19 protein-coding genes and 1 tRNA gene are annotated in these 23,997 nt (G+C 68.8%); 7 read left to right on the plus strand and 13 right to left on the minus strand.

Annotated features, from left to right (window positions below; genetic code table 11):
• Window positions 1–10: 10 nt before the first annotated feature.
• The 3 genes from H6693_11030 to H6693_11040 form a co-directional block, all read right to left on the minus strand.
• Window positions 11–3,328 (minus strand): T9SS type A sorting domain-containing protein, encoded by a 3,318-nt coding sequence (locus H6693_11030; GenBank protein ID MCB9516717.1) that lies wholly within the window; start codon window positions 3,326–3,328, stop codon window positions 11–13.
• A 231-nt stretch (window positions 3,329–3,559) separates the two neighbouring features.
• Window positions 3,560–5,041 carry a histidine--tRNA ligase gene (locus H6693_11035; GenBank protein ID MCB9516718.1) on the minus strand — a complete coding sequence of 494 codons (1,482 nt, stop codon included), beginning with the start codon at window positions 5,039–5,041 and terminating at the stop codon, window positions 3,560–3,562.
• Window positions 5,042–5,088: 47 nt separating this feature from the next.
• Window positions 5,089–5,162, minus strand: a tRNA-His gene (locus H6693_11040).
• 134 nt (window positions 5,163–5,296) lie between these two features.
• On the opposite strand from H6693_11040, the gene H6693_11045 reads away from it, so the two are divergent.
• Together H6693_11045 and H6693_11050 are read left to right on the plus strand one after the other, a co-directional pair.
• A complete protein-coding gene (locus H6693_11045) occupies window positions 5,297–5,992 on the plus strand; it encodes an HAD family hydrolase (GenBank protein MCB9516719.1) in 696 nt (231 codons plus the stop codon).
• Between the two features lie 153 nt (window positions 5,993–6,145).
• A complete protein-coding gene (locus H6693_11050) occupies window positions 6,146–7,378 on the plus strand; it encodes a T9SS type A sorting domain-containing protein (GenBank protein ID MCB9516720.1) in 1,233 nt (410 codons plus the stop codon).
• Window positions 7,379–7,402: 24 nt separating this feature from the next.
• On the opposite strand, the gene lepB is transcribed toward H6693_11050, so the two are convergent.
• Window positions 7,403–8,065 carry a signal peptidase I gene (lepB, locus tag H6693_11055; protein ID MCB9516721.1) on the minus strand — a complete coding sequence of 221 codons (663 nt, stop codon included), beginning with the start codon at window positions 8,063–8,065 and terminating at the stop codon, window positions 7,403–7,405.
• Window positions 8,066–8,182: 117 nt separating this feature from the next.
• On the opposite strand from lepB, the gene H6693_11060 reads away from it, so the two are divergent.
• Window positions 8,183–9,472, plus strand: coding sequence for an amidohydrolase (locus H6693_11060; protein MCB9516722.1), 1,290 nt, complete (start codon window positions 8,183–8,185; stop codon window positions 9,470–9,472).
• Window positions 9,473–9,483: 11 nt separating this feature from the next.
• The gene (locus H6693_11065) at window positions 9,484–9,975 is read left to right on the plus strand and encodes a GNAT family N-acetyltransferase (GenBank protein MCB9516723.1); all 492 of its coding nucleotides are present in this window, start codon (window positions 9,484–9,486) and stop codon (window positions 9,973–9,975) included.
• Here the strand turns inward: H6693_11065 and H6693_11070 are convergent.
• From H6693_11070 to H6693_11090, 5 genes are read right to left on the minus strand one after another with little or no spacing between them, the layout of a single operon-like run.
• Window positions 9,972–10,343: a VOC family protein gene (locus H6693_11070; protein ID MCB9516724.1), complete on the minus strand. Its 372-nt coding sequence runs from the start codon at window positions 10,341–10,343 to the stop codon at window positions 9,972–9,974. The genes H6693_11065 and H6693_11070 overlap by 4 nt on opposite strands.
• Window positions 10,337–10,876, minus strand: coding sequence for a hypothetical protein (locus tag H6693_11075; GenBank protein MCB9516725.1), 540 nt, complete (start codon window positions 10,874–10,876; stop codon window positions 10,337–10,339). Before H6693_11075 ends, H6693_11070 begins: the two co-directional genes overlap by 7 nt.
• The gene (locus tag H6693_11080) at window positions 10,873–11,598 is read right to left on the minus strand and encodes a hypothetical protein (protein ID MCB9516726.1); all 726 of its coding nucleotides are present in this window, start codon (window positions 11,596–11,598) and stop codon (window positions 10,873–10,875) included. Before H6693_11080 ends, H6693_11075 begins: the two co-directional genes overlap by 4 nt.
• Window positions 11,588–12,298: a hypothetical protein gene (locus tag H6693_11085; protein MCB9516727.1), complete on the minus strand. Its 711-nt coding sequence runs from the start codon at window positions 12,296–12,298 to the stop codon at window positions 11,588–11,590. Before H6693_11085 ends, H6693_11080 begins: the two co-directional genes overlap by 11 nt.
• A complete protein-coding gene (locus H6693_11090; GenBank protein MCB9516728.1) occupies window positions 12,282–12,521 on the minus strand; it encodes a helix-turn-helix transcriptional regulator in 240 nt (79 codons plus the stop codon). The genes H6693_11085 and H6693_11090 overlap by 17 nt, the downstream gene beginning before the upstream one ends.
• Before the next feature lie 101 nt (window positions 12,522–12,622).
• Here H6693_11090 and H6693_11095 point away from each other — a divergent pair, with 101 nt between their 5' ends.
• Window positions 12,623–13,321: a hypothetical protein gene (locus H6693_11095; GenBank protein ID MCB9516729.1), complete on the plus strand. Its 699-nt coding sequence runs from the start codon at window positions 12,623–12,625 to the stop codon at window positions 13,319–13,321.
• On the opposite strand, the gene H6693_11100 is transcribed toward H6693_11095, so the two are convergent.
• Window positions 13,318–14,766, minus strand: a complete 1,449-nt coding sequence (locus tag H6693_11100) for a PQQ-dependent sugar dehydrogenase (GenBank protein MCB9516730.1) — start codon at window positions 14,764–14,766, stop codon at window positions 13,318–13,320. The genes H6693_11095 and H6693_11100 overlap by 4 nt on opposite strands.
• 68 nt (window positions 14,767–14,834) lie before the next feature.
• Window positions 14,835–15,971 (minus strand): PQQ-dependent sugar dehydrogenase, encoded by a 1,137-nt coding sequence (locus tag H6693_11105; protein ID MCB9516731.1) that lies wholly within the window; start codon window positions 15,969–15,971, stop codon window positions 14,835–14,837.
• Window positions 15,972–16,089: 118 nt separating this feature from the next.
• On the opposite strand from H6693_11105, the gene H6693_11110 reads away from it, so the two are divergent.
• Both H6693_11110 and H6693_11115 read left to right on the plus strand, forming a co-directional pair.
• Window positions 16,090–19,116: a hypothetical protein gene (locus H6693_11110; GenBank protein MCB9516732.1), complete on the plus strand. Its 3,027-nt coding sequence runs from the start codon at window positions 16,090–16,092 to the stop codon at window positions 19,114–19,116.
• 137 nt (window positions 19,117–19,253) lie between these two features.
• Window positions 19,254–21,284 (plus strand): hypothetical protein, encoded by a 2,031-nt coding sequence (locus tag H6693_11115; GenBank protein ID MCB9516733.1) that lies wholly within the window; start codon window positions 19,254–19,256, stop codon window positions 21,282–21,284.
• A gap of 60 nt (window positions 21,285–21,344) precedes the next feature.
• Here H6693_11115 and H6693_11120 read toward each other — a convergent pair whose 3' ends face one another.
• Window positions 21,345–23,258: a T9SS type A sorting domain-containing protein gene (locus H6693_11120; protein MCB9516734.1), complete on the minus strand. Its 1,914-nt coding sequence runs from the start codon at window positions 23,256–23,258 to the stop codon at window positions 21,345–21,347.
• A 137-nt stretch (window positions 23,259–23,395) separates the two neighbouring features.
• On the minus strand, window positions 23,396–23,997 hold a 602-nt coding region (locus tag H6693_11125; protein ID MCB9516735.1), incomplete at its 5' end, for a polysaccharide deacetylase family protein.

A 23,997-nucleotide genomic window follows, 5' to 3' on the forward strand; every position in this document is an offset into this window, starting at 1 on the left:
GCTTCTGGGATTACTTGACATAGATCACCTTCCCCTTGAGTGTCTTGGCTTCTCCGACGATGCGGTACAGGTAGACTCCCGAGCTGACAGGCTGGCCCTGTTCGGAGTCGCCCCTCCAAATGAAGAGCTGATCACCGTTCTCGCCAATCGTTGCCGAGAGCCTCCGGACTTCCCGGCCAAGGATGTCAAAGACCTGGAGTCTTGCCGGAGCGCCGGGTGCCCTATAGCGGAAGTGAATCTGCCCGTTGAACGGGTTCGGCCAAGCGCCCTCAGGTGGTGGAGCCGCGGACTCTATACCGATGTAGAAACCGGGGTCAGTAGGACTCGTCCCGCAGGCGAAGAGAGAGTTCTGAGCGGTCCAGGGTCCGAAATCGACGCGCGTTGAATCGGGCTTGAAGAACGCGTCAGGGCACATGCAGTCAATCCCATAGTCCTCCCCAAAGCCCTCGCAGGTCCCCCAGGCATTGCCCTCCGCCGGAATGACGTTGGTCGTGGCGTTGTAGATGCGCACCATCTCAACTTCGGCAGCGTCCTCGTAGCAGGAAGCTGGTGTTCCCTGCACGTACGTCCAGCAGTCCGCACTGGTGGTTAGCGGCGCGATGAAGTTTCCGCCCGCGCTCTGACCCGGCGCGCCAAGGTCAACGGTACCGCTCCAGGCGTAGTTGATAACGCCGTAGTCACACAAGTGGATGTCGACGTGGTCCAGGCTGAGCTGGGCGGAGTCCCAGTTCTTAGCCCCGACCCGTGGACCCGCAATGTCGCAGTACTGGGCGTAGACTCTAGAACTCCCCCTGCATTGGATCCCGGTTTCAGGAGCAACTGCAGCTGAGTGCGGTTCGATCGTTAGGTTTGGCCCAAGGTACGCCATCGGCTGGTGCGGCATGAACTTCTCACCGATCTGAATGCCCGTCCTAAGGAAGTACATCTCCGTGTTGGATACACTGAGGGTACCCCTCATGCAGTAGACCAGGGGAGGAGGCAGGGAGAGGAGAGACTGGAAGTTCTCCCGCTGAGAGATCGTACAATTCGCGATCTCAGCCGACCTGCCGACTCCCGAGTCGATCCAGATTCGATTGACACTCGGGATCTCGCAGTACTCCAGCGCGGGCTCCCGCGGGCCATTCTGAAGATCAAGGACGATTGCGTTGTCGTTGGTGTCGGCCAGATAGAGCGTGGAGTAGCTTATTCTCACGAGGGCGCTGTCGGCGACGATCTGCTCCGCGTCATTCAGCCGGCAGTAGTCGAGGTCCAATAGCCCGAGATTCTCTGCGAAAAGCCCTGCGTAGTCTGTGTTCGTGTCCCCCGGAAGAATCGACGGGAGAAACTCCACTGGCGCTTCGGCGGTGCCTCTCACCAGGAGGGAGCCTCCATCGGCCACGATTTTGGACGTAGCGTTTCGGAAGTAGACCCTGGCTCCCTCTTCAACCGTGAGGTCGCAACCCGGCAGGATCCGTACCTCACCGTCGACCCAGGCCGTTTCACCAGCTTCGACGACGACATGGCAGTCGGTACCACCAATCGTGTCGGGGAGGCTCACGACTGTGTCCGGAACGGTCTGAAAGCGGTACTCGTAGGGCAGCATGATGGGATTGAGGTTCCCCGCGACCCCTTCCTTGGGAACAAGCGTGAGCACTAGCGCAACAGCATCGCTATTCCCCTTGCCGAAGTCCGTCACGTTGAAATCAACGACCTGCCCTGGCGCAGGCTCGATCCAGTGGGTCTCGATGCTGCGCTTCCGTTCGCCGTACACATCCAGGCCATTGTCGCGTGGATCTAGGTCGTCCGGTGCGAAGGGCAGGTCATAGCCAATCAGATCCACGGCGAGTCGGACTTTGCCTTCGTACGCCGCCGTCACCGATTGCAGTGCATAGGCGCTGTCTGGATCGGTGGGGCAGATCATGCAAGGATACTCATCGAGGAAGCGGAAGCTGACACTGAGGTCCACCCCAGAAGTGTCCGGGGGCTGGAACACAAGGTAGTTGCTAGCGAAGGTCTGGACCCCTACCAAGCGTCGCTTGTTCCACTCCGGAACGAACCAGCTGTAGTCATCCGCGTCGCAGTCCGTGGGCCAGTAATCTGAGCTGAACTGCCACCCGGACACCACCTGACGATCGGACGAGCACGTGTGGTAGGGAGGAAACGCCTGGATGTTGTCGTAGCAAACCCCGTTCGAGTCCTGAAGGAAGTTGTACAGCGCCTGAGGCTGGTAGCCATCGGGATCGTCGCCCTCTCCGAGCCACTGGTAGATTTCCTCATCCGATGTGGGACTCTGAAGGTTGAGAAACTTCGCGAGGCCATAGGCGCGGAAGACCTCGTTGACACGCTGGTGCGGGCTCGCACTGGAAGACGAGAAAAAGGCATCGAGGTCTGGGACATCCAGCGCAATCCCCAGTCCCGGGAAATTGTGCAAGTAGGTCCGATGGCCCTCATCTTCCGTGTAGGTGCGGATCCAGCGGTAGACCAGGCTGTCCTCTAGCGCTTCGCCGGGCAACGTGAATACGTTGTCCAGGTAGATCGCGAACATCGCCCAGTCATTGTAGACGTTGCCAAACCTCGAAAGGCACCCCGACCCGAGGAGGCTGTCCTGGGTCACGGGTACCGCGTTCTGGCAGGCCGAGGCGTAGTGAGAGCCGCTTCCGTTATTGCTGACCGGGGTATCATAGGGAGACGTGTGCGTATCGGAGCCATCCAGGCCGTACTTGGATGCGGAAAGCACAGAGCACATTTCGTCGAAGCTCTCGAATATCGATGTGCTCCGATCCACACGTTGCCAGCTGTGGTGGCAAACATGCTGCCACTCGTGTGCGAAGGCGTCGCGCGCGACCTCCCAAGGTGTCAAGAACTGCCCGTCTTGGCCCTCGATGTGGGCTGTCACGTACTCATGTGTCGCATTGATAACCCGGCAGGTGTCGAAGATGTAGATTCCGAAGTGGGTGTAGGTCGTGTCCTGCCCCGCGGGGGCACCAGTCTTGGTCTGGATTCCGAAGAGCGTATCGACGGAAGCGAACGCGTCCTCGCCGAAGTAGTCGAGGATCGACTTCGCCATTCCACTCACATCACCCGCCAGCGAGTCGACGACGATGTTGGCAAACTCGCGCAAGTCGTCTTCGTCCCATCGGGAGCCAGGGGCCCCAGTGGCCCCAGGGGCGCCCGGCTCCCAGCAGAGGAAGACCGTGAAGTGCTTGTTGAAGATGGGGTTCCCGGCAAAGACCGTCGAGTCGACGGGCGCGAGAGAATCTCCATCGGCGCAAATCAGCTGGAGGCCATCATCGCAATCTCGGAACTGGGTCGCGTGGACCAGCGAAGAGAGGGAGAGCAGCGCTACCAAGCTCAAAGCGCGCAGGAGCCAAACAAAAAGCGCCAGCAGTTGCCGGCGCGAATTGGCGGGATTCGGTCCATTCGTCATATCGGCCCTCCTGGCTAGTGGTAATCATAGCTCAGGAATCAGCACCTGTACAGGGGGGGGGCGGCGATTTGGCAATGAAAACATGCCGAGGCAGGCGGCCTGGTGGGCACGGGCGGTGTCGGCCTCGGGGGCGGACACCGGAATCGCCGGACGCTATTCGCCGTCGATGATCCGCCGCACGGTGGCCACCAGCTCGCCGCGCGGGATCGTCACCTGCGCGGGGCGTTCTTCCTGCCACTGCTTGCGGTCGCTCATGCCCTGCGCGAGCTTGCGGCCCACGGCGAGGTCCTTCACCGACACCTCGTTCGACGCGAACTCGTTCTCGCCGCAGATCACCACGGCGGGCAGGCCGCGCCGGTCCGCGTAGCGCAGCTGGGCGCCCACGCGGCCTTCGCCCATGTAGAGCTCGGCGGCGACGCCCGCGGCGCGCAGCTCGGCGGCGAGGCCCATGTACTCGGCCATGAAGTTCGGGTCCATCACGACGACGAGCACGGAGTCGGGGCCGCCGCCCGCCTCGGGACGCGCGAGTTCGAGCGCGGCGAGCAGGCGGTCCACGCCCATGGACGCGCCCGTGGCCGGCACGACCTTGCCGAGGAAGCGGTCGACGAGGTCGTCGTAGCGCCCGCCGCCGGCCACGCTGCCGAAGCGGGTGACCTCGCCCTTCTCGTCCTTCACCTCGAAGGTGAGTTCGGCCTCGTAAACAGGGCCCGTGTAGTAGGCCAGGCCGCGCACGACCGTGGGGTCGAAGGTGATGCGCTCGTCGCCCGCGCCCGCGGCCGTGAGCAGGCGGTCGATCTCGGCGAGTTCGGCCACGCCCTCCTCGCCCACCTTGGAGCCCGCGGTGAGCGCGCCCAGCGCGGTCACGAGCGCGCCGCGCTCCTGACCGACGAGCTGCAGGTAGCCGAGGATCGTGTCGATCTGGCCCGTGGCCAGCGCGGCGCCCTTGGTGAAGTCGCCGGACTCGTCCATGCGGCCCTTGCCGAGGAGCTGGGCGACGCCGTCAAGGCCCACGCGGTCGAGCTTGTCGATGGCGCGCAGCACGGTGAGCCAGGGGCCGGCCACGTCCTCGCGGGAGTCCGCGACGTTCAGCCCCGCCTTCTCCAGCACGCCGTTCAGCACCTTGCGGTTGTTCACGCGGATGCGGTAGTCGCCGGGCTGGAAGCCGAGGGCCTCCATCACGTCGCCCAGCACGCTGCAGACCTCGGCGTCGGCAAGCATGGAGGCCGTGCCCACCGTGTCGAAGTCGCACTGGATGAACTCGCAGAAGCGGCCCGGGCCGGGCTTCTCGTCGCGAAAGACGGAACCCACCTGGTAGCGGCGGAAGGGCAGCGGCAGGTCGGGGTACTGCGCCATGACCCGCGACAGCGGCGCGGTGAGGTCGTAGCGCAGGGCCAGCCACTCGTCGCGCTCGTCGCGGAAGGCGAAGACGCCGCCTTCGGGACGATCCGTGTCGGGGAGATACTTGCCCAGCGTCTCGAGGTACTCGACGATGGGCGTCTCGAGCGCGGTGAACCCGTAGCGGCGATAGACCGCGACGATGCGCTCGATCATCCGCTGGCGCTGCACCAGGGCGTCGCCGAAGACGTCGCGAAACCCACGGGGCAGGCGCGGTGTGGGACGTTCGGGCGCAGCCATGACGGGAATCCTAGTTCACTGTGGTCAGCGTGGCGCTCGCCACGAGGTACCGCCGACGGGACTTGAACCCATGACCTCCTGGGCCACAACCAGGCACTCTAGCCAACTGAGCTACGGCGGCATGTTTCAGTCACTTACGCACACGCAGTGACATCGAGGGCATAGTAAGCAAAAACCCGGGGCCGGTGTCAAGACGGCCGCAAGTCGCGGCCCGCCAGGGGTTTCGCGCCGCGCCCGCGCCTGCTAGGCTGGGGCATGGCCACGATCCTCCTCGACATCGGCAACGTGCTCTGGAGCGACGACGACGGCGACGCCTTCACGCTGACCAACATCGGACGCGTGCTCGCCGCGCGCGGGCAGGCCGTGAGCGAGGGGGTGATCGCGGCGGCCCAGGCCCAGGCCGTGGCCGACTGGGCGCCCAGCGCCTGGCGCGCGGTGATCCACGGCCTGGCGCGCGACCCCGTCGAGGCGGCGGCCGTGACGCGCGAGGTCCGCGCCCGCTGGGACGCCCTCAGCGACGACGACTACGCCGCCTTCACCACACCCTTTCCCTCCACCGCGCCGCTGCTGGAGTCACTCGCCGAGGGAGGCCACACACTCGTCCTCGCCAGCAACAACTCGCCGCGGGCGCTCGCGCGCCTGGAGACGCTGGGTCTCTTGCGCCACTTCGCGGTGAAGGAGGTCTCCGAGACGCTGGACCTGGCCAAGCCCGATCCGCGCTTCTTCGAGGCGCTTCTCGCGGCGGCGGGCAACCCCGCGCGCGCGATCATGGTGGGGGACCGCATCGACAACGACGTCGCGCCGGCGCGTGCGCTCGGCCTCGCCACCGTGCGCCTGCGCCATGGCTCGCACATCGCTCAGGAGCCGCGGGGGCCGGAGTCCACGCCGGATCTCACCGTCGACGATCCCGCGGAGCTCTCGGTCGCGCTCGCGCGCTTTGTGGGCGTGTGAGGCCAGGACGTAGCCAGACGACTCGATCGACCCGATCCCGGATCCAGATAGCGGCTATAGGTTTTCTCCTTTGACGTCCCCGCGCCGTGCTAGGCTTCTGCCGGCCACAACAGCGACCAGGACCCGCTACCCCGCCACCAGGAGCCTCTCATCATGAAGCTCTGCTCCCCCTCACTGCCAGTGCTCCTCGTCCTTCTCATGGCCGCCGCCGCTTTCGCCCAAGACTGGACGCCGGTACCACTGGGATCCGTGGGGGACATTCTCGCCATTCAGCAGACAACGTCCCCTGAGCATTGGCTGACCGGGCGCGCGGGACTCGTTGCTCGCTCCAACGCTGACCACACCGTCTGGACTCTCGTCGACGTCGGCACGAGCGCGGATCTGTTCTCGGTCGTCGAACCTGCCGTCAGTCAAGTCTGGGTCGGCGCCGGCGGTGGGGTCGTGCGGTATCTTGACAATGGAGTATGGGCGCAGCGGGACATTCCCGATGCACAGGACTTCGTCCTTCACACGCGCGTCGTTGGTGAGGCTCTGGCAGTCGGTAGCCAGGGGGCGATCTACCATGGCACCGACTACGGCCAAACCTGGACGCCCGAGAGCAGCGGCACGCAGGCGGCTCTGCATGGTGCGACCGGTGTCACGACGGGCCCCGCCTGGGCGGTGGGAGACGACGGGCTGATCCTCAAGCTCGAGAGCGGTGCGACACAGTGGATCCCGCGGGTCAGCGGCACGACCGCCGACCTGCTTGCCATCGCCGAGAACCTGAACCTCCTCTTCGTCGTTGGACAGGGGGGGACGATCCTGCGCAGCGCGGATGGTGGAGCGAGCTGGTCGCCGCGTATGAGCGCTACGGAGGCCACTCTACGCGCGATCAGCGTCAGCAAGAACGACTTCAACGTGATGGTCGCGGTCGGCGACGAGGGCGTGATCTTGAAGTCCGTTGATCGAGGTGAGACCTGGTGCCGTCTCTCGTCGATGACTACGGCGCGATTCAACGCAGTGGAGGCCGTCAGCACGATGGAATACCTCGTGGCCGGCGAGGGCGGTCTCCTGCTGCGAACAACCACAGGCGGCGGCGACTGCCAGGATCCCCTCGCCGCGCTACCCCTTGCGATTCCGGGTGGCCTCAGGCTCTCGGCGCCGTCGCCCCAGCCGGCAACCGCACGCGTCGCGTTCGAACTGGACCTCGATCGGGATGGAAGCTACGCGGCGAGTCTAATCGACATGCAGGGGCGCGTCCTGCGCGAGGTCTTTCGTGGCCGATCTCTGGCCGCTGGGCGGCATCCGCTGCAGGTGGACACCTCGGAGCTCCCCGCGGGAGTCTATCTGCTCCAGGTGCGTACCGGCGACGCCAGCGCGGCGCGGAGGTTCGTCGTGCTCCATTGAGCGAGCCGCTCGCAAGTTCACGCGCTACTCCAACCCCGTGAACCAGCGGTTCCAGCGCGGCAGGTAGTGGCGCTCGGGATCGAGCGATCCCACCACGGCCTTCACCTGGCCCATGATCGCGTCGCGCTCCACGACGCCGAAGACGCGCGAGTCGGCGCTGTTGTCGCGGTTGTCGCCCATCACGAAGTAGTGGCCCTCGGGCACCCGCACGGGGCCGAACTCGCGCAGGAAGGGCCGACGGTCGTCGCGCCGCACGGTGTGCGGATGGCCGGGCAGGTCCTCGCGCCAGAAGCTCCCCTCGATCGGGCTGTACTCCACCGCCGCGCCGTTGATGGACAGATGCCCGTCGCGCTGCTGCAGCAGGTCGCCCGGCAGCCCGATGACGCGCTTCACCAGCCGCGTGCCGTCGGTGGGCGACTGCAGGATCACGATGTCCCCGCGCGCCGGCTCCGCCCAGCGGGCCAGGCGCACGCGCGTGAAGGGCACCTTGAGGTCGTAGGCCAGGCGGTTCACGGCGATGCGCTCGCCTTCGAGGATGGTGGGGCGCATGGAGCCGCTGGGGACGTCGTTCCAGTCGGCCACGGCCGAGCGCACCGAGCCCAGGATCGCGGCCATGACGAGGAAGGTCAGCACCCACTCGCGCCCGGCGCGAAGCCAGCGGACGCGGCGGGAGGGCGTGCTGTTCATCGGGGCCTCCAGGTGGGGGACGCCAGGACTACGCCGGCCACCGCAGGGGGTTCCCGCCGGGCCCCGGCTGCGCTAGACTGGGCGCGCCGAAGGGAGTCCCCTCCGAAGGGAGCACAATTGTTTCGCCGCGCCCTGCTGCTCGTCATCCTGGCCTTGCCGCTTCCAGCCCACGCCGCCGCCGACCTCGATGCAAGCACCCACGCGGTGGAAAGCCAGCTCATCGCCGACCGCCGCTGGCTGCACGCCCACGCCGAACTGTCCCTGCGCGAGGTCGAGACCCAGGCCTACCTGCGCGAACAGCTCGCGGCGCTCCCCGGCCTCGAACTCGTCGACGGCGACTGGGGCACCGGCCTCGTGGCCCTGATCCGCGGCGCGAAGCCGGGCCCGCTGGTGGCCTGGCGCGCCGACATGGACGGCCTGCCGCTGACCGAAGCCACCGGCCTGCCCTTCGCCTGCGAGCGCGTTGACACGCTGAGCGGCGGCCGCACGGCCGGCGTGATGCACGCCTGCGGGCACGATCTGCACATGGCCATCGGGCTCGGCGTGGCGCGGGTCTTCAGCGCGCTGCGCGCGGAGATGCCGGGCAGCCTGCTGCTCCTCTTCGAACCGGGCGAGGAGATCGGCGCGGGCGCGACGCAGCTGCTCGACGCCGGCGTCTTCGCAGACGGCCGCAAGCCCGACTGCATCCTCGCCCTGCACGATCACCCCACGCTGCCGCTGGGCGCCATCGGCTACTGCCCGGGCTGGGCCACGGCGAACGTCGACGGTTTCGTCCTCACGGTGAAGGGCGACGGCGGCCACGGCGCCTATCCGCACCGTGGCGTGGATCCGGTGACGCTCGCGGCGCGCATGGTGCTGGCCTTTCAGAGCATCGTCGCGCGCGAGATCGACGTGAACAGCCACGCCGTGATCTCCGTCGGCCGCATCGACGGCGGCGCGAAGAGCAACGTCATTCCCAGCGAGGTTGTAATCGAGGCCACCGTCCGCAGCCAGGACGACGCCACGCGCCAGGCCCTGGCCGAGAAGGTGAAACGCACCGTGGACGGCCTCGCCGCCGCGGCCGGCGCGCCCGAGCCCGTGCTCGAGTACTACTTCGGCACCGCGGCCGGCTACAACGACCCGGCGCTGGTGGAGCGCGTGGGGGGCGTGGTGCGTCGCCTGCTGGGCGACGCGGCCTGGGTGCAGTATCCGCCGGGCATGGGCGGCGAGGACTTCGGCTATTTCGGGCAGCAGGTGCCGGGCTTCCAGTTCCGCCTTGGCGTCGCGCCGCCGGGCGCCACCGATCCGCCCAGCCTGCACAGCTCCGGCTTCGACCCCGACGAGCGCGCCCTGCCCATCGGCCTGCGCGTGGCCGTGTCCGCGCTCTGGGATCTGCTGGAGCGCGGCGGCCCCACCGGCGCGAAGTAGGAGGAGACGCCGTGCGCATGCTGCGCATGGATCACACGCGGCTGGGCGACGTCCAGCCCGCCGCCCCGCCCGCGGGCTATCACCTGCGCGACTTCGCGCCGTCCGACTGGGACGCCTGCGTCGCCCTGATGCTCGCCTGCCCCGATCCCGGCTACACGGCCGGTCCCTGGGACCGCGGGCTCTGCGAGCGCTGCATGGCCTTCGGCGCCGATCTCAACGGCGACTTTCCCGAGGGGCGCGGGCAGCTCGTCTACGCCGGCGACACGCTGGTGGCCCTCGCGCTCTGCTCCAGCGCGGGCTATCTGAACCAGGTCTACACGCTGGAGGCGCACCGGCGGCGCGGCCTGGCGCGCGCCGCGGTGACCCGGGTGCTCGCCGCGCTCCATGCGCAGGGCATCGACCGCTGTTTCCTCATGGTCTTCGAGGAGAATCCCGCCGCGCGCCGCTGCTACGAAGCGCTGGGCTTCGAGCAGGTCTTTCCGCCGCTGGACCTGTGGGTCTAGGCGGACGCTTCCAGCGAGAACGCGTTGCCTTCGGGGTCGCGGCCCTTGGCGACGAGCGTCCCCGGCGCCGCCTCGAAGGGCTCGGCCAGCCGCGCGCCGGCGGCGCTGAGCGCCGCGCCGGCGGTGGCGAGGTCGTCGCAGCGGAAGACCAGGCTCGGCGCGTCCTCGCCGAAGCGCCGCCTGCCGCCGCCGTGCAGGGCGAGCGCGCAACCGCAGCCGAGGTCGAGCGTCACCCAGACTTCCCTGGCCAGCTCCGCGATGCCCGTGGGATAGGTGAGGGTGAGGCCGAGCGCGTCGCGGTAGAAGGCGACCATACGCTCCATGTCCTCGACGTAGAGGATCACCTTGTCGAAGCGGGCGACTACCATCCGACCAGCCCCTGGGCATGCGGTGGGGGAGTGTTCGCCCACCAGCGGGTCTGAACGCCGAGGGGCATGGGCTTGTGCTGCTCGGCCATCCAGGCGATCGGCAGTTCGACGTCGAGGCCGCCCGAGTCGCCGAGCCCCCAGCGCAGCCCGGGTGAGAAGAGCGGGAGCGTCAGCGTGCGCCAGTGGCCGGGGTTCTCGCGGGCGAGGAGCCCGAGCGCGCCCACGCTGAAGAGTCCCCAGCGGCCGGTGGGAGCGTCCTCCGATTGCGACGCGCCGTCGATGCGGAAGCGGTAGCTGCCGCCGGCTTGCAGGCCGAAGGCGGGGACGTCCGCGATGGCCCAGAGGAGCTCAGCGCGCAACGACAGGTGTTCCGTGGCGAGGCGCTCGATGCCCGCGCTCAGCATGACGTGCCCGCTCACGGTCACGCCGAGCACGAGGCGGGATCGGCCGTCGTAGTCGCTTCGAGGCGCCACGGTGGCGGCGGCGGTGTTCGCGATCAGCAGTGCCAAGAGCAGGCCAGCGACCCTTCTCATTCCGATCCTCCTTCGCGCAGCAGCGCTACGCCGGTGATGATCGGGGGCGTGAGCAGGAGTGCGCCCCAGGAGAGGCGGAGCGAGGGCTCCGCCGTGCGGAGATTCAGCAGGGTCAGCAGGGCGAGCACCAGGAGCAGTGCGCCTGCCACCTGAGGATAGCGCCTTCCCACCAGCAGGGCAAGCAGCAGGCCCGCGCTGAAGCGCAGGTCGACGAGCACGCCGAGCCAGTCGGGGGCTTCGTCGAGGATCGCGCCCAGCGCGAAGAGCGCCGCCAGGGCCAGGAGAATCGAGGCGGCGCCGCGCCGCGCGCCCCAGTAGTCCTGGAGCGTGCTGCAGACGTAGGTGAGCAGCATCACCAGCAGCGCGGCGTTCAGCGGGAGCTTCGGCAGCTCGCGGCCGAAGGCCGGTGGCTGGGGCCAGGGCATGAAGTGCGCGAGGACCAGGAGCACAACACCCCCGGCGAGAAAGGCGCGCCAGCCGGCGCGCTGCGCCACCTGGCGCTGGAACTCGTCCTGATCGCGCAGGAGCCCTAGCTCGCGCAAGAGCCCCGGGCCGAAGAGGCCCGCCAGGATCAGCGCGCCGGCAAGGTGGTACAGGGGACGCTCGAGCGCCGGCTGGAGGAGGGTTCGCGTCACCGCCACCGCCGCGGCCAGCACGAGCAGCGCGAAGCCCACCCACGCCGATCGCGGCAGGCCGGCCAGCAAGCGTGGATCACGACTCATCGGACACCTCCCGTCCCGTCAGGAGCGCCAGGCCGCCGGCGAGGAGTGGCCCGATGAAGAGCACCAGCACCGTGAGACGTCCCTTGGTCAGCGGATCGGGACCGAGCAACGCGCCCATGTCGAAGAACCAGCCCAGCCAGACGGCCACGCCCACCAGCAGCGCGCCCGCGAGGCGGGGCCAGCGCCGCGCGAGCCAGGCCAGCGCGAAGAAGGGCAGCGCCAGCAGGGACTGCATGAGCAGGGCCATCGCGCTGTCCAGGTTGCCGACGACGTTGAAGATCAGCCACACCACGCCGAAGGCGATGAGCAGGGTCTGCGCGCCGCGCCGCGGCCCCCAGTAGGCCAGCAGCCAGCTGAGGAACCAGGTGAACCAGAGCAGCGAGAGGATGCCGTTCACCAGGGCGTCGTAGTGGGTCTCTGTGACCTCCGGAGTGCGGAAGGCGATCACCAGCAGGAAGACGAGGAAGCCCGTCGCCAGGAAGGCGTGGTAGCCGGCGCGGTGGGCGGCGCGGCGCTGGAACTCGTCCTGGTCCCGCAGCCAGCCCAGCTCGCGCAGCAGGCCGGGGCCGAAGGTCCCGAGCGCGGCGAGCAGGAGGAAGGCGGAGTGGACCTGCATCAGCGCGAAGCCCAGCACGACCATGCCGCCGGCGACGAGAGTGGCCGGCGTGGGCCGGCGCCAGCGATCAGTCCAGGTGCTCATCGTTGGGCGCTCCTTCCTCGAGGGAGAACAGCGACTCCACCGGCAGGCGGAACACCCTTGCCAGCTCGAGCGCCAGTTCAATCGAGGGCCGATAGCGCCCCCGCTCGATGCTGATGATGGTCTGCCGCGTCACGCCCACCCGGTCGGCGAGCTCCTGCTGCGTGAGCTCCGCCGCCTGCCGGTGGCGCTTGAGGTGAACCGTGATGCCCTTGCCCGGTGACATGCCAGGAGTGTACAGCGTGCTTTACAAAATGTCAAGGACGCTTTTCACTGGCCAGTCCGGCCCGCCGGCGCTAGACTCCGCGGACCCGCGAAAGGAGCGCCATGCGCAGCGTCCTCATCCTCGCCCTGCTCGGTGCGCTGGCCCTGGCCGACACGGCCGCCGCCCGCTGCAAGCCCGACACCAGCTACGCGCCGGTCATCGATCCCGCGCGTTTCGTGGACCAGGTGGACAACCCGCTCTGGCCCCTCGTGCCGGGCACGACGACCGTGCTGCGCGGCGGCGGTGAGGTCGTGACGATCACGGTGACCGACGAGACCCGAACCATCCTGGGCGTCCGCTGCGTCGTGGTGCGCGACGTGGTGACCGTGGACGGGGAGGTGGAAGAAGACACCGCCGACTGGTTCGCGCAGGACGTGGACGGCAACGTCTGGTACTTCGGCGAGGACAGCCGCGAGCTGCGCCACGGTCGCGTGGTGGGCCGCGAGGGCTCGTGGGAGGCCGGCGTCGACGGCGCCCAGCCCGGCATCGTGATGCACGCCGTCCAGCCGGAGCCCGGCGTGGCCTACCGCCAAGAGTACTACGCCTGCGAGGCCGAGGACATGGCAGAGGTCGTGGGCCTCGGCCGCAGTGTCACCGTGCCGGCCGGCAGCTACGAAAACTGCCTCGAGACGCGAGAGTACTCGCCGCTCGAGGCAGGGGTGTCGGAACACAAGTTCTACGCGCCGGGCGTCGGCCTCGTGCTCGAGGTGAACGCGCGCACCGGCGCCCGCACGGAGCTGGTGGAGCGCACCCAGCCCTAGCGGATCAGCGTGAGCCGCTGGCCGCTGGTCTCCTTCTCCGTCTCGGCGCGCAGCAGGTAGACGCCGGCCGGGAGCTTGCGGCCCGCGTCGTCGCGGCCGTCCCAGCTCAGATCCAGCGTGCCGGCCGCGGCGGGACCGGCGCGCAGCGTGCGCAGACGGCGGCCGTCGACGGCGTAGATGCCCACGTCCAGCCGCGCGCGCGGCGCGTCGAGGCTCAGCGCGACGCGGCTGCGCTCGGTGAACGGGTTCGGCGTCGCCGGGGCGAAGCGCAGGCCGTTCGGCAGCAGGTCGACGCCGGTCTGATCGCCGGTGTCGAGACGCCACAGCGAGCCGCCGGTGAGGATGTAGACCTCGCCCGCCGTGTCCTCGCCGAAGGAGAGCACGTTGCCCACGCTCTGATCCGTGAGGATGCGCTGGGCGATGTCGGTGTCGGGATCATATGCCCAGACGAAGCCGGTGCAGTAGTCGCCGAAGAGGTACTTGCCCTGCAGCTCGGGCACGCTGCCGCGATAGAGATAGCCGCCCGTGATCGAGCAGTTGCCGCCGGAGTGGTTGTACTCGTGGACGGGCAGGGTGAGGCCGGTCTGGTCGCAGCCGCTGGGGGGATCGTAGCAGTGCGTCCCCTCCATGGTGTTCCAGCCGTAGTTCACGCCGCCGGCCGCGCCGGCGAGCTGGTGGTCGATCTCCTCCCAGTTGCCCTGGCCCACGTCGGCGATCCAGAGGTCGCCGGTGCCGCGGTCGAAGCTGAAGCGCCAGGGGTTGCGGAGGCCGTAGGCCCAGATCTCGTCGAGGCCGGCCGTGCCCACGAAGGGGTTGCTGGCGGGAACCGTGTAGGGCATGGCGCCGTCCACGTCCAGGCGCAGGATCGAGCCCAGCGGCGTGTTGATGTTCTGGCCGTTCTCGTTGGGGTCGCCGCTGCCGCCGCCGTCGCCGAGGCCGGCGTAGAGGTAGCCGTCGGGCCCGAAGGCCAGCATGCCGCCGTTGTGGTTCGAGGCGGGCTGGGTGACCTCCAGCAGCTCCATCCGGCTGCCGGGATCGGCCACGTCGGGGTTCGCGCTCACGGAGTAGCGCGCGATCCAGCTGCAGCGGTTGCTGAGATCGCAGTCCGCGTTGTCCGCGCTGTGGTAGACGTAGAAGTAGCCATTGCTCGCGTAGTCGGGATGGAAGGCCAGGCCCAGGAGGCCCTGCTCCCCGCCGTAGTTGACGATGGCGCTGATGTCGAGGAAGGGCGAGGGCAGCAGGGTCTCCGTCGCCATGTCCATGACGCGGATCACGCCGCCCTGCTGGACGATGAAGAGCCGCTGGTCGTCACCTGCGGGCGCCGTGGCGAAGACGGCCGCGTTCAGGCCGTTCAGCACCTGGGTCGCTTCGTAGGCCTGAACGCCATTCACGGCGCCCAGGCTGAGCGCCAGTCCAAGGATCGTCGTCGCTGTCAATCGAGTCATCGCGGGCCTCCTTGTCTGGAAAATCTTACTTCCACCAAGATAGCCGATCGCGAATCCCGTGCCAGGGGTCAGATCCCTCGAACGATGCGCCAGACCTTCCCGCCCCCCTCCATGACGTAGAGCTCCCCCCTGTGGTCGCGGCCGAAGGACGTCACCGGCCCCAAGTCCTTGAGAATCTCCAGAGTAGCTCCCGAAACGGGGTCGAAGGCCCACACCTTCCCCGCGCACCAGTCGGAGTAGAAGTAGTGCCCGGCCAGCTCCGGCAGCGCCGCGCCCCGGTAGACGTGCCCACCGGTGATCGAGCAGCCCATCCGGTGCGAGTACTCGTGGACGGGGTCCACCAGGCCCGGGCGCTCGCAATCCTCGGGCGGGTCGTAGCAGTGGGCGCCCTCGCGCAGGCGCCAGCCGTAGTTGAGGCCGCCGGCGCCCGCGGGCTGGCGGTCGATCTCCTCCCAGGCCTTTTGACCCACGTCGGCGATCCAGAGCTCGTCCGTGGCCGGATCGAAGCTGAAGCGCCAGGGGTTCCGCAGCCCATACGCCCAGATCTCGGGCCGCGCGCCCGCGGTCTCCACGAAGGGGTTGTCCGGCGGGATGCCGTAGGCCGCCCCCGGGGGCGGGTTGTCGACGTCCAGGCGCAGGATCTTGCCCAGCAGGCTGCCGAGGTCCTGCGCCCGGTTGCCGGGGTCGCCGGCGCCGCCGCCGTCGCCCATGCCGATGTAGAGGTAGCCGTCGGGGCCGAACTCCACCATGCCGCCGTTGTGGTTCGTGTTGGGCTGCTCGATGCTGAGGATCGTCCGCGCGCTGGCCGGGTCGGCGGCGCCCGGGCTCGCGGCCCGGAACTCGACGATCTGCGTGGTCCCGCGGCGGTCGGTGTAGTCCACCACGAAGCGCCGGTTGTCGGCGAAGCCCGGGTGGAAGGCGAGGCCGAGCAGGCCGCGCTCGCCGCCGCCCCGGGCGTCGGGGTCGAAGACCTCGCCGCTCAGGTCGAGGAAGGGCGCCTCGCGCAGGGCGTCGCCGACCATGACGCGGATCCGCCCGCTCTGCTCCACGATGAAGCTGCGCACGCTGTCGCCCGGGGCCTGGACCAGGTAGAGCGGCTTGTGGAGCGCGTCGGAGAGCAGTTCCGCGCGGTAGTCGCTGGCGGGGCTCGAGCAGGCGGCGGCGAGGGCGCAGCTCGCGGTCAGCAGGAGCGGGAGTCGTCGCATGGCTTCCTCCGGGTGGGGGACGACCGGAGGCAAGCATGTCGGCGGGCGCTTGCCAAGGGGACGTTTGGCGCTGGCCGCCGGCGCTGGTATAATGATTTGCGATCCTGGGAGGTGCGTGATGAGAACTGGCGCCGCGTTCTGCTGCCTGACCCTGGCTCTGGTGAGTCGCGCGCTTTCCGTGAACGCCACCGTTCTGCGGGTCCCCGAGGATTTCACCTCGATCCAGTCAGCCATCACGGCCGCAACGGATGGGGACACGATCTCGGTCGCGCCCGGCAACTACAACCAGGTGAGCTTCTCGTTCGGCGGCCGGCAGATCGTCGTCAGAGGACGTTACGGCGGCGTCTGGCGTCCGATCCTCGATGGCCAGGACAGTCTGGGCAACGCGGTGTACTTCGGGTCGGGCGAAGGCCCGGCGGCTGTGCTCGAGAACTTCGTCATCCGCCGCTATCGCGCCTGGGATGCGAGCGCGGTGAGGTGCAGCGGAACTTCGCCCACCCTCCGCGGCCTGCTGATCGAGGATTGCGGGGCCGATCCCATCGGCGACATCGTTTCCGGTGGCGGGGCGATCCGGTGCACGGACGGTGCCTCCCCTCGGCTGGAGGACTCGGTCATCCAGCGCTGCGAACAGGTATTCGGCGGCGCTGTCTACCTCGAGGATGACTCCTCGTTCACCTGTGTCGGCACCACCTTCGAGGACTGCCGCGCGGAGCATGGAGGGGCCATCTGTGGCTACCTCCCGGACTACGTCAGCGCTCAGGTCACGCTACAGGGTTGCAGTTTCCATCTGTGCAGGGCGATCGGCAGCGTGGACTTCCACAACAACTGGTACGGCGGCAACGGTGGGGCCCTCTACACCTATGCGGTGACCACGGTCAGCGGATGCACTTTCGACACGTGCGGGGCGGCTTTCGACCCGGCTCAATCGGGAGCCGGCCGGGGAGGGGCCCTCTATCTCCTCGGCGAGAGCAGTGGGGTCGCCGACTGCGAGTTCAGGGGCTGTAGCGGCCGTTCCGGCGCCGCCATCTACGGTTGGTCTGTCGCATCCATCGAACGTGTCTCGATAGACGGTGGTTCGAACGTGAACGGAGCGATCCATCTCGCGTCGGGCAGCTGCGCCATCGAGACCACGATCGTGTCCGACTGCGATGGCGAGGGGATCCATCTCGCGGGCGGGACAGTCACGGTCGCCTGCTCCGACGTCTTCGGCAACCTCGATGGCAACTACGCTGGCTTGTTGGAAGACCAGACGGGCATCAATGGCAACCTCAGCGAGGACCCGCTCTTCTGCACCGACGTGTTCAACCCAGATCAGCCCCTCGGCCTGGATGATGACTCGCCATGCGCTGCGGCCAACAACGGCTGCGGCGTGACCATCGGCCGGCACGACGTGGGCTGCGACATCCTCTGGTTGCAGGTCTCCGGCCGTGTCGTCGACTTCTTCGGCGCGCCGGTTGAACTCGTCGAGCTCCTGGGCGCCTACGAGCCGGCGCAAACCGCCGCGGACGGAACCTACAGCTTCTCGGCGCCAGTTCATTGGTCGGGCACTGTCACTCCGATGCGCGAGGACCTTGGGTTCACACCCGCGTCGCGCACATACAACAATCTCGGCGACGATCACGCCGATCAGGACTACCAGGCCTACGATCACTTCACGATCAGCGGCGCCGTGTCATCCGCCACCGGCGTACCGCTCGCCAATGTTTCGCTCCTCGGTGGCCCCGAAGACTGCCTGACGGCAGTCGACGGCAGCTACTCCCTCGTGGTGGACCAAGGCTGGAGCGGCACGCTCACGCCGGAGCGTGAGGGCCTCGCCTTCGATCCGCCGTCGCGAGACTACGTCGATGCACAGGTCGACTTTCTCGGGCAGGACTATCTCGGCACCGGCCGTGGCGTGTTGCATGTTCCCGGGGACTACCTCACGCTGGCGGCCGCGTTCGCGGCCTACGCACCCGGCGATACGATCCTGGTGGCGCCCGGCACCTATGCCGGTCCGGGCTTCCGCAACCTCGAGTGGGGTGACCTCGACCTCGTGTTGATCTCCGAGGCCGGCGCGGCCCAGACGATCATCGACCTCGAGAACGACGGCCGCTTTGTGCGTATGGTTGACGCAGGTGACGACGAGACTCTGCGCGGCTTCACCCTCCGCAACGGCCGAGTCAACGGCGCGTACCCTGGCAATGGCCGCGGCGGCGCACTCTGCATGATCGACTCGTCCCCACGCTTGCAGGATCTGGTACTCGAGTCCTGCCGTTCCCTCAGCGCCGAGGGTGGTGCGATCTTCGGAGGAGGATCGAGCTTCACGCTCGAGGACGCCTGGCTCGAGAACAACGAAACTCTTGCGGGCGCAGGGGGGGCCATCTGCTGTCTCCAGTCCAGCGCGCCCACGCTACGCCGCGTCGTGTGCGTCGGCAACGTGTCCGCGGATGCCGGCGGCGCTTTGGCCTTTGCTGACGGCGCGGTTGCCCTCCTGGAACAGGTGACCCTCCACCAGAACAGGGCCGAGGGAGCTGGCGGTGCCCTCCATGCCGGCAGCGGCAGCCTCGTGCAACTCGACGGCGTGCTGGCGACGCTGAACGTCGCGAGCGGGGGGGCTGGCGGGATCCACGCCGAGGATGCGGTGAGTCTGCCGGGGGTCTCGTGCAGCAACGTGTTCGGCAACACGCCGGGCAACTACGGCGGCGAGCTGGCGGACCAGACCGGGCTGAACGGCAACATCAGCGCCTGGCCGGCCTACTGCGACCTCGCTCTGCCCGACCTGCACCTCCTCGGAGAGTCCCCCTGCCTGCCCGGGAACAACAGCTGCGGCGTGCTCATGGGGGCACTCGGCAGCTGCGAGCCCACCGATGCTGCGCCCGCGACGTCTGCGGCGCTCACCTTGCAGGCACATCCCAATCCCTTCAATCCCGCGACCACGCTGCGCCTGAATCTGCCCGCGGCAGGCAGCGTCACCCTGCGCGTGCTGGACGTGGCGGGGCGCCGCGTGGTCTCGATCCTCGACGGGGTGTCGCTCCCGGCCGGCGAGACGCGGCTGCAATGGCAGGCGGAGAACGACCACGGCCACGCCCTGCCCAGCGGTGTCTACTTCGCGGACTTGCAGGTCGCTGGAGAAAGCCGCAAGCTGAAGCTGCTGCTGCTGAAGTAGCCGCCCCCGGGGGCGAGTAGGACCGCTTGGTCCGGATTCTGCGCTTGCGGCGGGTTCGAGGTTTACGTCCACGCCGGGAAGCCGATAGACTCCCTTTCGCCATCCCAGTCCGGCGGTGGCGAAGGGGGGAGAGCGGCATGCGCCAGCCGGCGCGACTCTGGAGACAGCGTCTGGGACTCCTCGCGGGACTGCTGCTCGCGGCGCAGGGCTGCGACAAGGGCGGCACGCCGTCCGCGCCGGTCATCCCGCCGGTCGACCCCATCAGCTTCGGGGCGGGCCCCGAGGTCACGCCGCTGGGCCTCTTCGTCGACCAGAGCACCACGCTCACCTTCCGGGTGCAGCCGGAGCTGCTCGACGACTGGACGCTCACCGAGCTCCGCCTCTACACGGTGACCGCCGGGGGCGACAGCCTCGCCTACCTCGGCGGGCTCTACGACGACGGCGATCTCATCCACGGCGACGAGATCGAGGCCGACGGCGTCTACACGGGCCGCCTCTACGACGTGATCCACCACACGCCGCAGACCCTGCGCCTGCGCGTGCTGGCCTCGGCCGAGGGCGTCAACGGTGGCCGCGCGACCCTGTGGTCGGAGCTGCTGCAGATCCCTGTGGCCACGCAGCCCGACGCGACCGACCTGGACGCGATCCTCGCCCTGCTCGACCAGGCCGAGAGCGATTACACGGGCCTCGTCGAGGCCGGGACCGCGGACCACGTGGCCAAGGCGCAGCTCGCGAGCTGGCTGTCCGCGCAGCCGGGAGTCTCGTCCGCCAGCATCTCGGCCGACAGCACCACGCTCTGGGCGACCTACCCGGGCGGCCTCGGCGCCGGCCTCTACCTGCCTCGCTTCGACGACGGCCCCGTGCTCGGCGGGGGCGGCCGTCAGCCCGCCAACGCCAGCCCGGAGTCCGGCGTCGCGGCCGTCCCACGGCCCCTCGCGCCCCGCGCGGACGACCCCGACCTCGCCGGCGCGAATCAGGCGCTGGTGCTGAGCCCCGTGCACGCCTGGCTGGTCGATCAGGGCGGCGACCCCGCGGACGAGGTCACCGACGTCTTCGCCGCCGCGGACTGCCCCGCCTTCTCGCCGGACACGCGCTACGGCGCGGCCGCCGACCTGGAGGCCTTCGCCAACCTGGACGCCTACGGCGCCGTCTGCATCCTCACCCACGGCTCGCAGCTGCCGAGTCAGCGCTACTGCCTGCTCACGGGCGAGGTCGTCACGCTCGACGCGTTCATCGCGAACTACTGGGACCTGCGCGGCGGCACGCCGGGGCTCGGCCTGCTCAAGGCCGACGGCGTGTGGCGCTTCGCCGCCTCCGTCGACTGGATCGCCACGCGCAACACGAGCTTTCCCAACAGCCTCGTCTACGTGGCCGCCTGCCATGGCCTCGCGGGCGGGTTCGGGCAGATGCTGCTCGACGCCGGCGCGGGCGCCGTCTGCGGCTTCGACGACACGGTGGGCCTGGACTACGCCGTGGACGTGACGCGCGCCTTCTGGCGCGGCGTGGTGGAGGAGGGGCTCACGGCCGGCGACGCGCACGCGGCCGTCGCGCCGCAGGTGGATCCGGGCCACGCGAACGCGCAGTTCACGCTCGACGGCAACCCTCAGCTCTACTTCGGGCCCGGCCTGAGCAACGGCGACTTCGACAGCGGGCAGCTGGCCGGCTGGACGGTGGAGGGCGACGGGCGCGTCATCGCCCGCCTGGGCGACGCGGCCGCCGTGGGCCGTTACATGGCGATCATCTCCACGGGACTCGGCTTCACGGTGGACGAGGGGTCCATCGCGCAGACGCTCTGCCTGCCCGAGGCGGTGGACAGCCTGCGCTTCGACTGGAACCTCTTCTCGGAGGAGTTCCTGGAGTGGTGCGACAGCGTCAACCAGGACGAGTTCAACCTCTGGCTCACCGACGCCAACGGCATTCCCCACCGGCTCTTCCACCGCCGCATCGCCGATCTCTGCGACGCCGTCACGCCCGCCGGCATCGCCTTCGACCAGTATCCCAGCGAGGACGACGCGGGCGTCTACAGCACCGGCTGGCGCATGAGCGCCGTCAACGTGGCGCCCTACGCGGGCAGCACGGTGACGATCCGCTTCGAGGTGCTCGACGTGCGCGACAGCACCTACGACACCGCAGTGCTGCTCGACGTGATCACGCTGGGCACGCCCTAGACGCGCAACGAAGAAGGGGAGCCCCGCGGCTCCCCTTCCTCACACGGATGGCCGGAATCCCTACTTCAGCAGGGTCATGCGACGCGTGGTCGAGCCCTGCTCGGTGCTGAGCCGGTAGTAGTAGACGCCGCTGGCCAGGCCGCGGCCGTCGAAGTCGACGCTGTGCTCGCCGGAGGACTGCACGTCGTCCACCAGCTGGGCGATGCGCCGGCCCTGCACGTCGAAGACCGCCAGCTGCACGCGGCCCGCGTCGGGCAGCGAGTAGTGGATCGTGGTCTTCGGGTTGAACGGGTTCGGGCTGTTCTGCCCCAGGCTGACGCCGCCGGGACGGTTCGCCAGGTGGTCGTCGCCGTGATGGCCGCCGTGATGACCGCCGTGGTGATCGTCCACCGAGATCGCGTAGACGTTCACGCTCCCGCTCACCTCGTTCGCGCAGACGAGCAGCGGCTCGTGCGTCGGGCTCTGCCAGGCGGGGATGAAGCGCAGCCCTTCGGGGCCGAGATCGCCCGCCGTGTCCGCCTCGGGGTCGCCGCTGAAGATTCGCGTGGTGACGTAGCTCACGAACTCCGCTTCCGCCGGGCGGGTGATGTCGTAGACGAACACGCCGCCCATCCGCTCGAGACCGATGAAGGCGTAGCTGCGGCCGCGGATCTCGCCGATGGCCACGCCCTCGGGCTCGGGGCCCTTGTCGTCGCTGCGGCTGTCGAAGGAGTCGTTCTCGGTGTTGTCCGAGTTGAAGTCCGCGGGCTGAAGGGTCGCGGTGATCTGCTCGAAGTCGTCGCCGCTGTCGAAGACCTGCTCGCCGTCGGTGCTCCAGATGCTGAAGGAGCGCGCGCCGTAGCTGAAGAGGCGGTCGAAGTCGCCGTCGCCATCGTCGTCGCCGTTGGCCGTGGTGATCTTGAGCCGGCCCAGGGCGGCGTTGTCCTGCAGCGCGGCGGCGTTGGGGAAGGCCGTCGGGTCGAGGACCACGTCCGCCACGCGTGCTTCCTCGCTGTAGCCGCCGTAGTCGCGGCTGTCACCCTCGTTGCCCGTGACCAGATAGCTGTGGCCCCGGCTGCGGAAGGCGGCCAGACCGTCGGGCAGGTAGAAGCCGTGCACCGGCCAGTTCGCGATCTCGATGCCGCTGTCGCGGTTGCTGGGATCGAGGCCGTTGCCGGGCAGCGAATGGTCCTTGCTGCCGAGGGCCCAGATGTCCGTCACCCTGGCGTCGTGGATGTCGACCTCGGCGATCGCGTTGGCCTCCTGCATGACCACCCAGGCCGTGCGGCTGTTGTGCGAGACGGCGATGTACTCGGGCTCGAGGTCCTGGGACGCGCTGGCGCCGGGGCCGAAGATGCGGATGCCCTGGGCGCGGAGTTCGTCCTCGTGGCCGTCGAAGGCGGTGAAGTCCGCCGTGGCGACCGTCGCGTGGGCCAGGCCGCTGCGCAGATCGATCACGCTCACCGAGCCGGCGGGGTCGACGCCGTAGTCGTCGCTGGGCTCGGCCTCGTTGGCCGTGAGCATCCAGCGGCCGTTGGGGCTGAAGACGACCATGTCGGGCAGCGCGCCCACCTCGACGGCGATCACGAAGTCGCAGTCGCCGACAGTGCGGAAGAAGGCTACCTTGCCCGGCGCCTGGCCCGACTCCACCGAAACCGCCACGCGGCCAAGGCTGACGTCGACGTGCGTGGGTCCGTCGCCGTAGGGCGACAGGTCGAGGCTGAATAGGTAGGCGGGCTGCGAGGGGTCGGCGAAGTCCAGGACGTCGACCGCGTTGGTCGACCCGTTGACCACGAACAGACGCTTCGTCAAGGGGCAGAAGGCGGAGATCTCCGCTGCCCCATCGTCGAAGATGCCTGTCCGGTACTCGCCGACAGGGGTGAGTTCGATGTCGAGGCTGGGCCGCGCGTGGAGGGCGTCCGTCGTCGCTGCCAGGAGCAGGGACAGGAGGCCCGTCACGAGCAGCGGTGTGCGCGTCAGGCGGACTGCGGTCATTCGCTTTCTCCTTCTCGGGGTCGTGAGCACGTGTGGTGTTCGCGCGGATGCGCGTGGAGACGTGCCGCATCTTGCCCCGAGACCCCGTCACTCAGGCAAATCAAGCTTGCATGAACGTGGCGTGGAGATTGCGGAAGCTACTCGCCCCGCAGCAGATCGGCGAAGAGCGTGGGGCTGGTGCGCGCCGTGATGGCGTAGCGCGGCAGGCTCATGGGCGAGACGTCCTCCGGCGACACGCGTCCGAAGCGCAGCCCGAAGCTGCCCGTGAAGCCGGCCTCGCGCGCGAGCGAGTCCGTGCGGGCCGTCGCGCTGCCGTAGGGCCAGGCCAGGTAGCGCGGCGCTTCACCCAGCTTGGCCTCCAGGTTCTCGCGGCTCTCGCGCAGGTCGGTGACCACCGCGTCGAGCGCGTCGGGACGATCCAGCCAGTCCATGACCTCGGCCACGGCGTAGTAGGCGTCTTCGTGCCAGGTCTTGTAGTGCATGGCGTGCGTGTGGCTCTGCACCTCGAAGTCGCCGCTGGCTGCGAGCTCGCGGATCTCGTCCCAGCTCATCAGGTCAAGTTCCTCGGGGGGATCGATGCCGTCGATCCAGCCGTCGACGATGAAGAGCACACCCTTGAAGCCGTACTCGCGCAGGAGCGGCCAGGCCTGGGTGTAGACGCTGCGGTCGCCGTCGTCGAAGGTGAGCACGACGGCGCGCGCGGGCAGCGGCGCGTCGCCCGCCGCGACGGCCACCAGCT

It is taken from the genome of Candidatus Latescibacterota bacterium (assembly GCA_020633725.1).
Taxonomy (GTDB): Bacteria; Krumholzibacteriota; Krumholzibacteriia; order JACNKJ01; family JACNKJ01; genus VGXI01.

Excerpts from the sequence above, each read along its gene's own strand:
- H6693_11035 (MCB9516718.1), bottom strand. The coding sequence starts at position 5,041 with ATGGCTGCGCCCGAACGTCCCACACCGCGCCTGCCCCGTGGGTTTCGC.
- H6693_11045 (MCB9516719.1), top strand. The coding sequence starts at position 5,297 with ATGGCCACGATCCTCCTCGACATCGGCAACGTGCTCTGGAGCGACGAC.
- H6693_11050 (MCB9516720.1), top strand. The coding sequence starts at position 6,146 with ATGAAGCTCTGCTCCCCCTCACTGCCAGTGCTCCTCGTCCTTCTCATG.
- lepB (MCB9516721.1), bottom strand. The coding sequence starts at position 8,065 with ATGAACAGCACGCCCTCCCGCCGCGTCCGCTGGCTTCGCGCCGGGCGC.
- H6693_11070 (MCB9516724.1), bottom strand. The coding sequence starts at position 10,343 with ATGGTAGTCGCCCGCTTCGACAAGGTGATCCTCTACGTCGAGGACATG.
- H6693_11075 (MCB9516725.1), bottom strand. The coding sequence starts at position 10,876 with ATGAGAAGGGTCGCTGGCCTGCTCTTGGCACTGCTGATCGCGAACACC.
- H6693_11080 (MCB9516726.1), bottom strand. The coding sequence starts at position 11,598 with ATGAGTCGTGATCCACGCTTGCTGGCCGGCCTGCCGCGATCGGCGTGG.
- H6693_11085 (MCB9516727.1), bottom strand. The coding sequence starts at position 12,298 with ATGAGCACCTGGACTGATCGCTGGCGCCGGCCCACGCCGGCCACTCTC.
- H6693_11090 (MCB9516728.1), bottom strand. The coding sequence starts at position 12,521 with ATGTCACCGGGCAAGGGCATCACGGTTCACCTCAAGCGCCACCGGCAG.
- H6693_11095 (MCB9516729.1), top strand. The coding sequence starts at position 12,623 with ATGCGCAGCGTCCTCATCCTCGCCCTGCTCGGTGCGCTGGCCCTGGCC.
- H6693_11100 (MCB9516730.1), bottom strand. The coding sequence starts at position 14,766 with ATGACTCGATTGACAGCGACGACGATCCTTGGACTGGCGCTCAGCCTG.
- H6693_11105 (MCB9516731.1), bottom strand. The coding sequence starts at position 15,971 with ATGCGACGACTCCCGCTCCTGCTGACCGCGAGCTGCGCCCTCGCCGCC.
- H6693_11110 (MCB9516732.1), top strand. The coding sequence starts at position 16,090 with ATGAGAACTGGCGCCGCGTTCTGCTGCCTGACCCTGGCTCTGGTGAGT.
- H6693_11115 (MCB9516733.1), top strand. The coding sequence starts at position 19,254 with ATGCGCCAGCCGGCGCGACTCTGGAGACAGCGTCTGGGACTCCTCGCG.
- H6693_11120 (MCB9516734.1), bottom strand. The coding sequence starts at position 23,258 with ATGACCGCAGTCCGCCTGACGCGCACACCGCTGCTCGTGACGGGCCTC.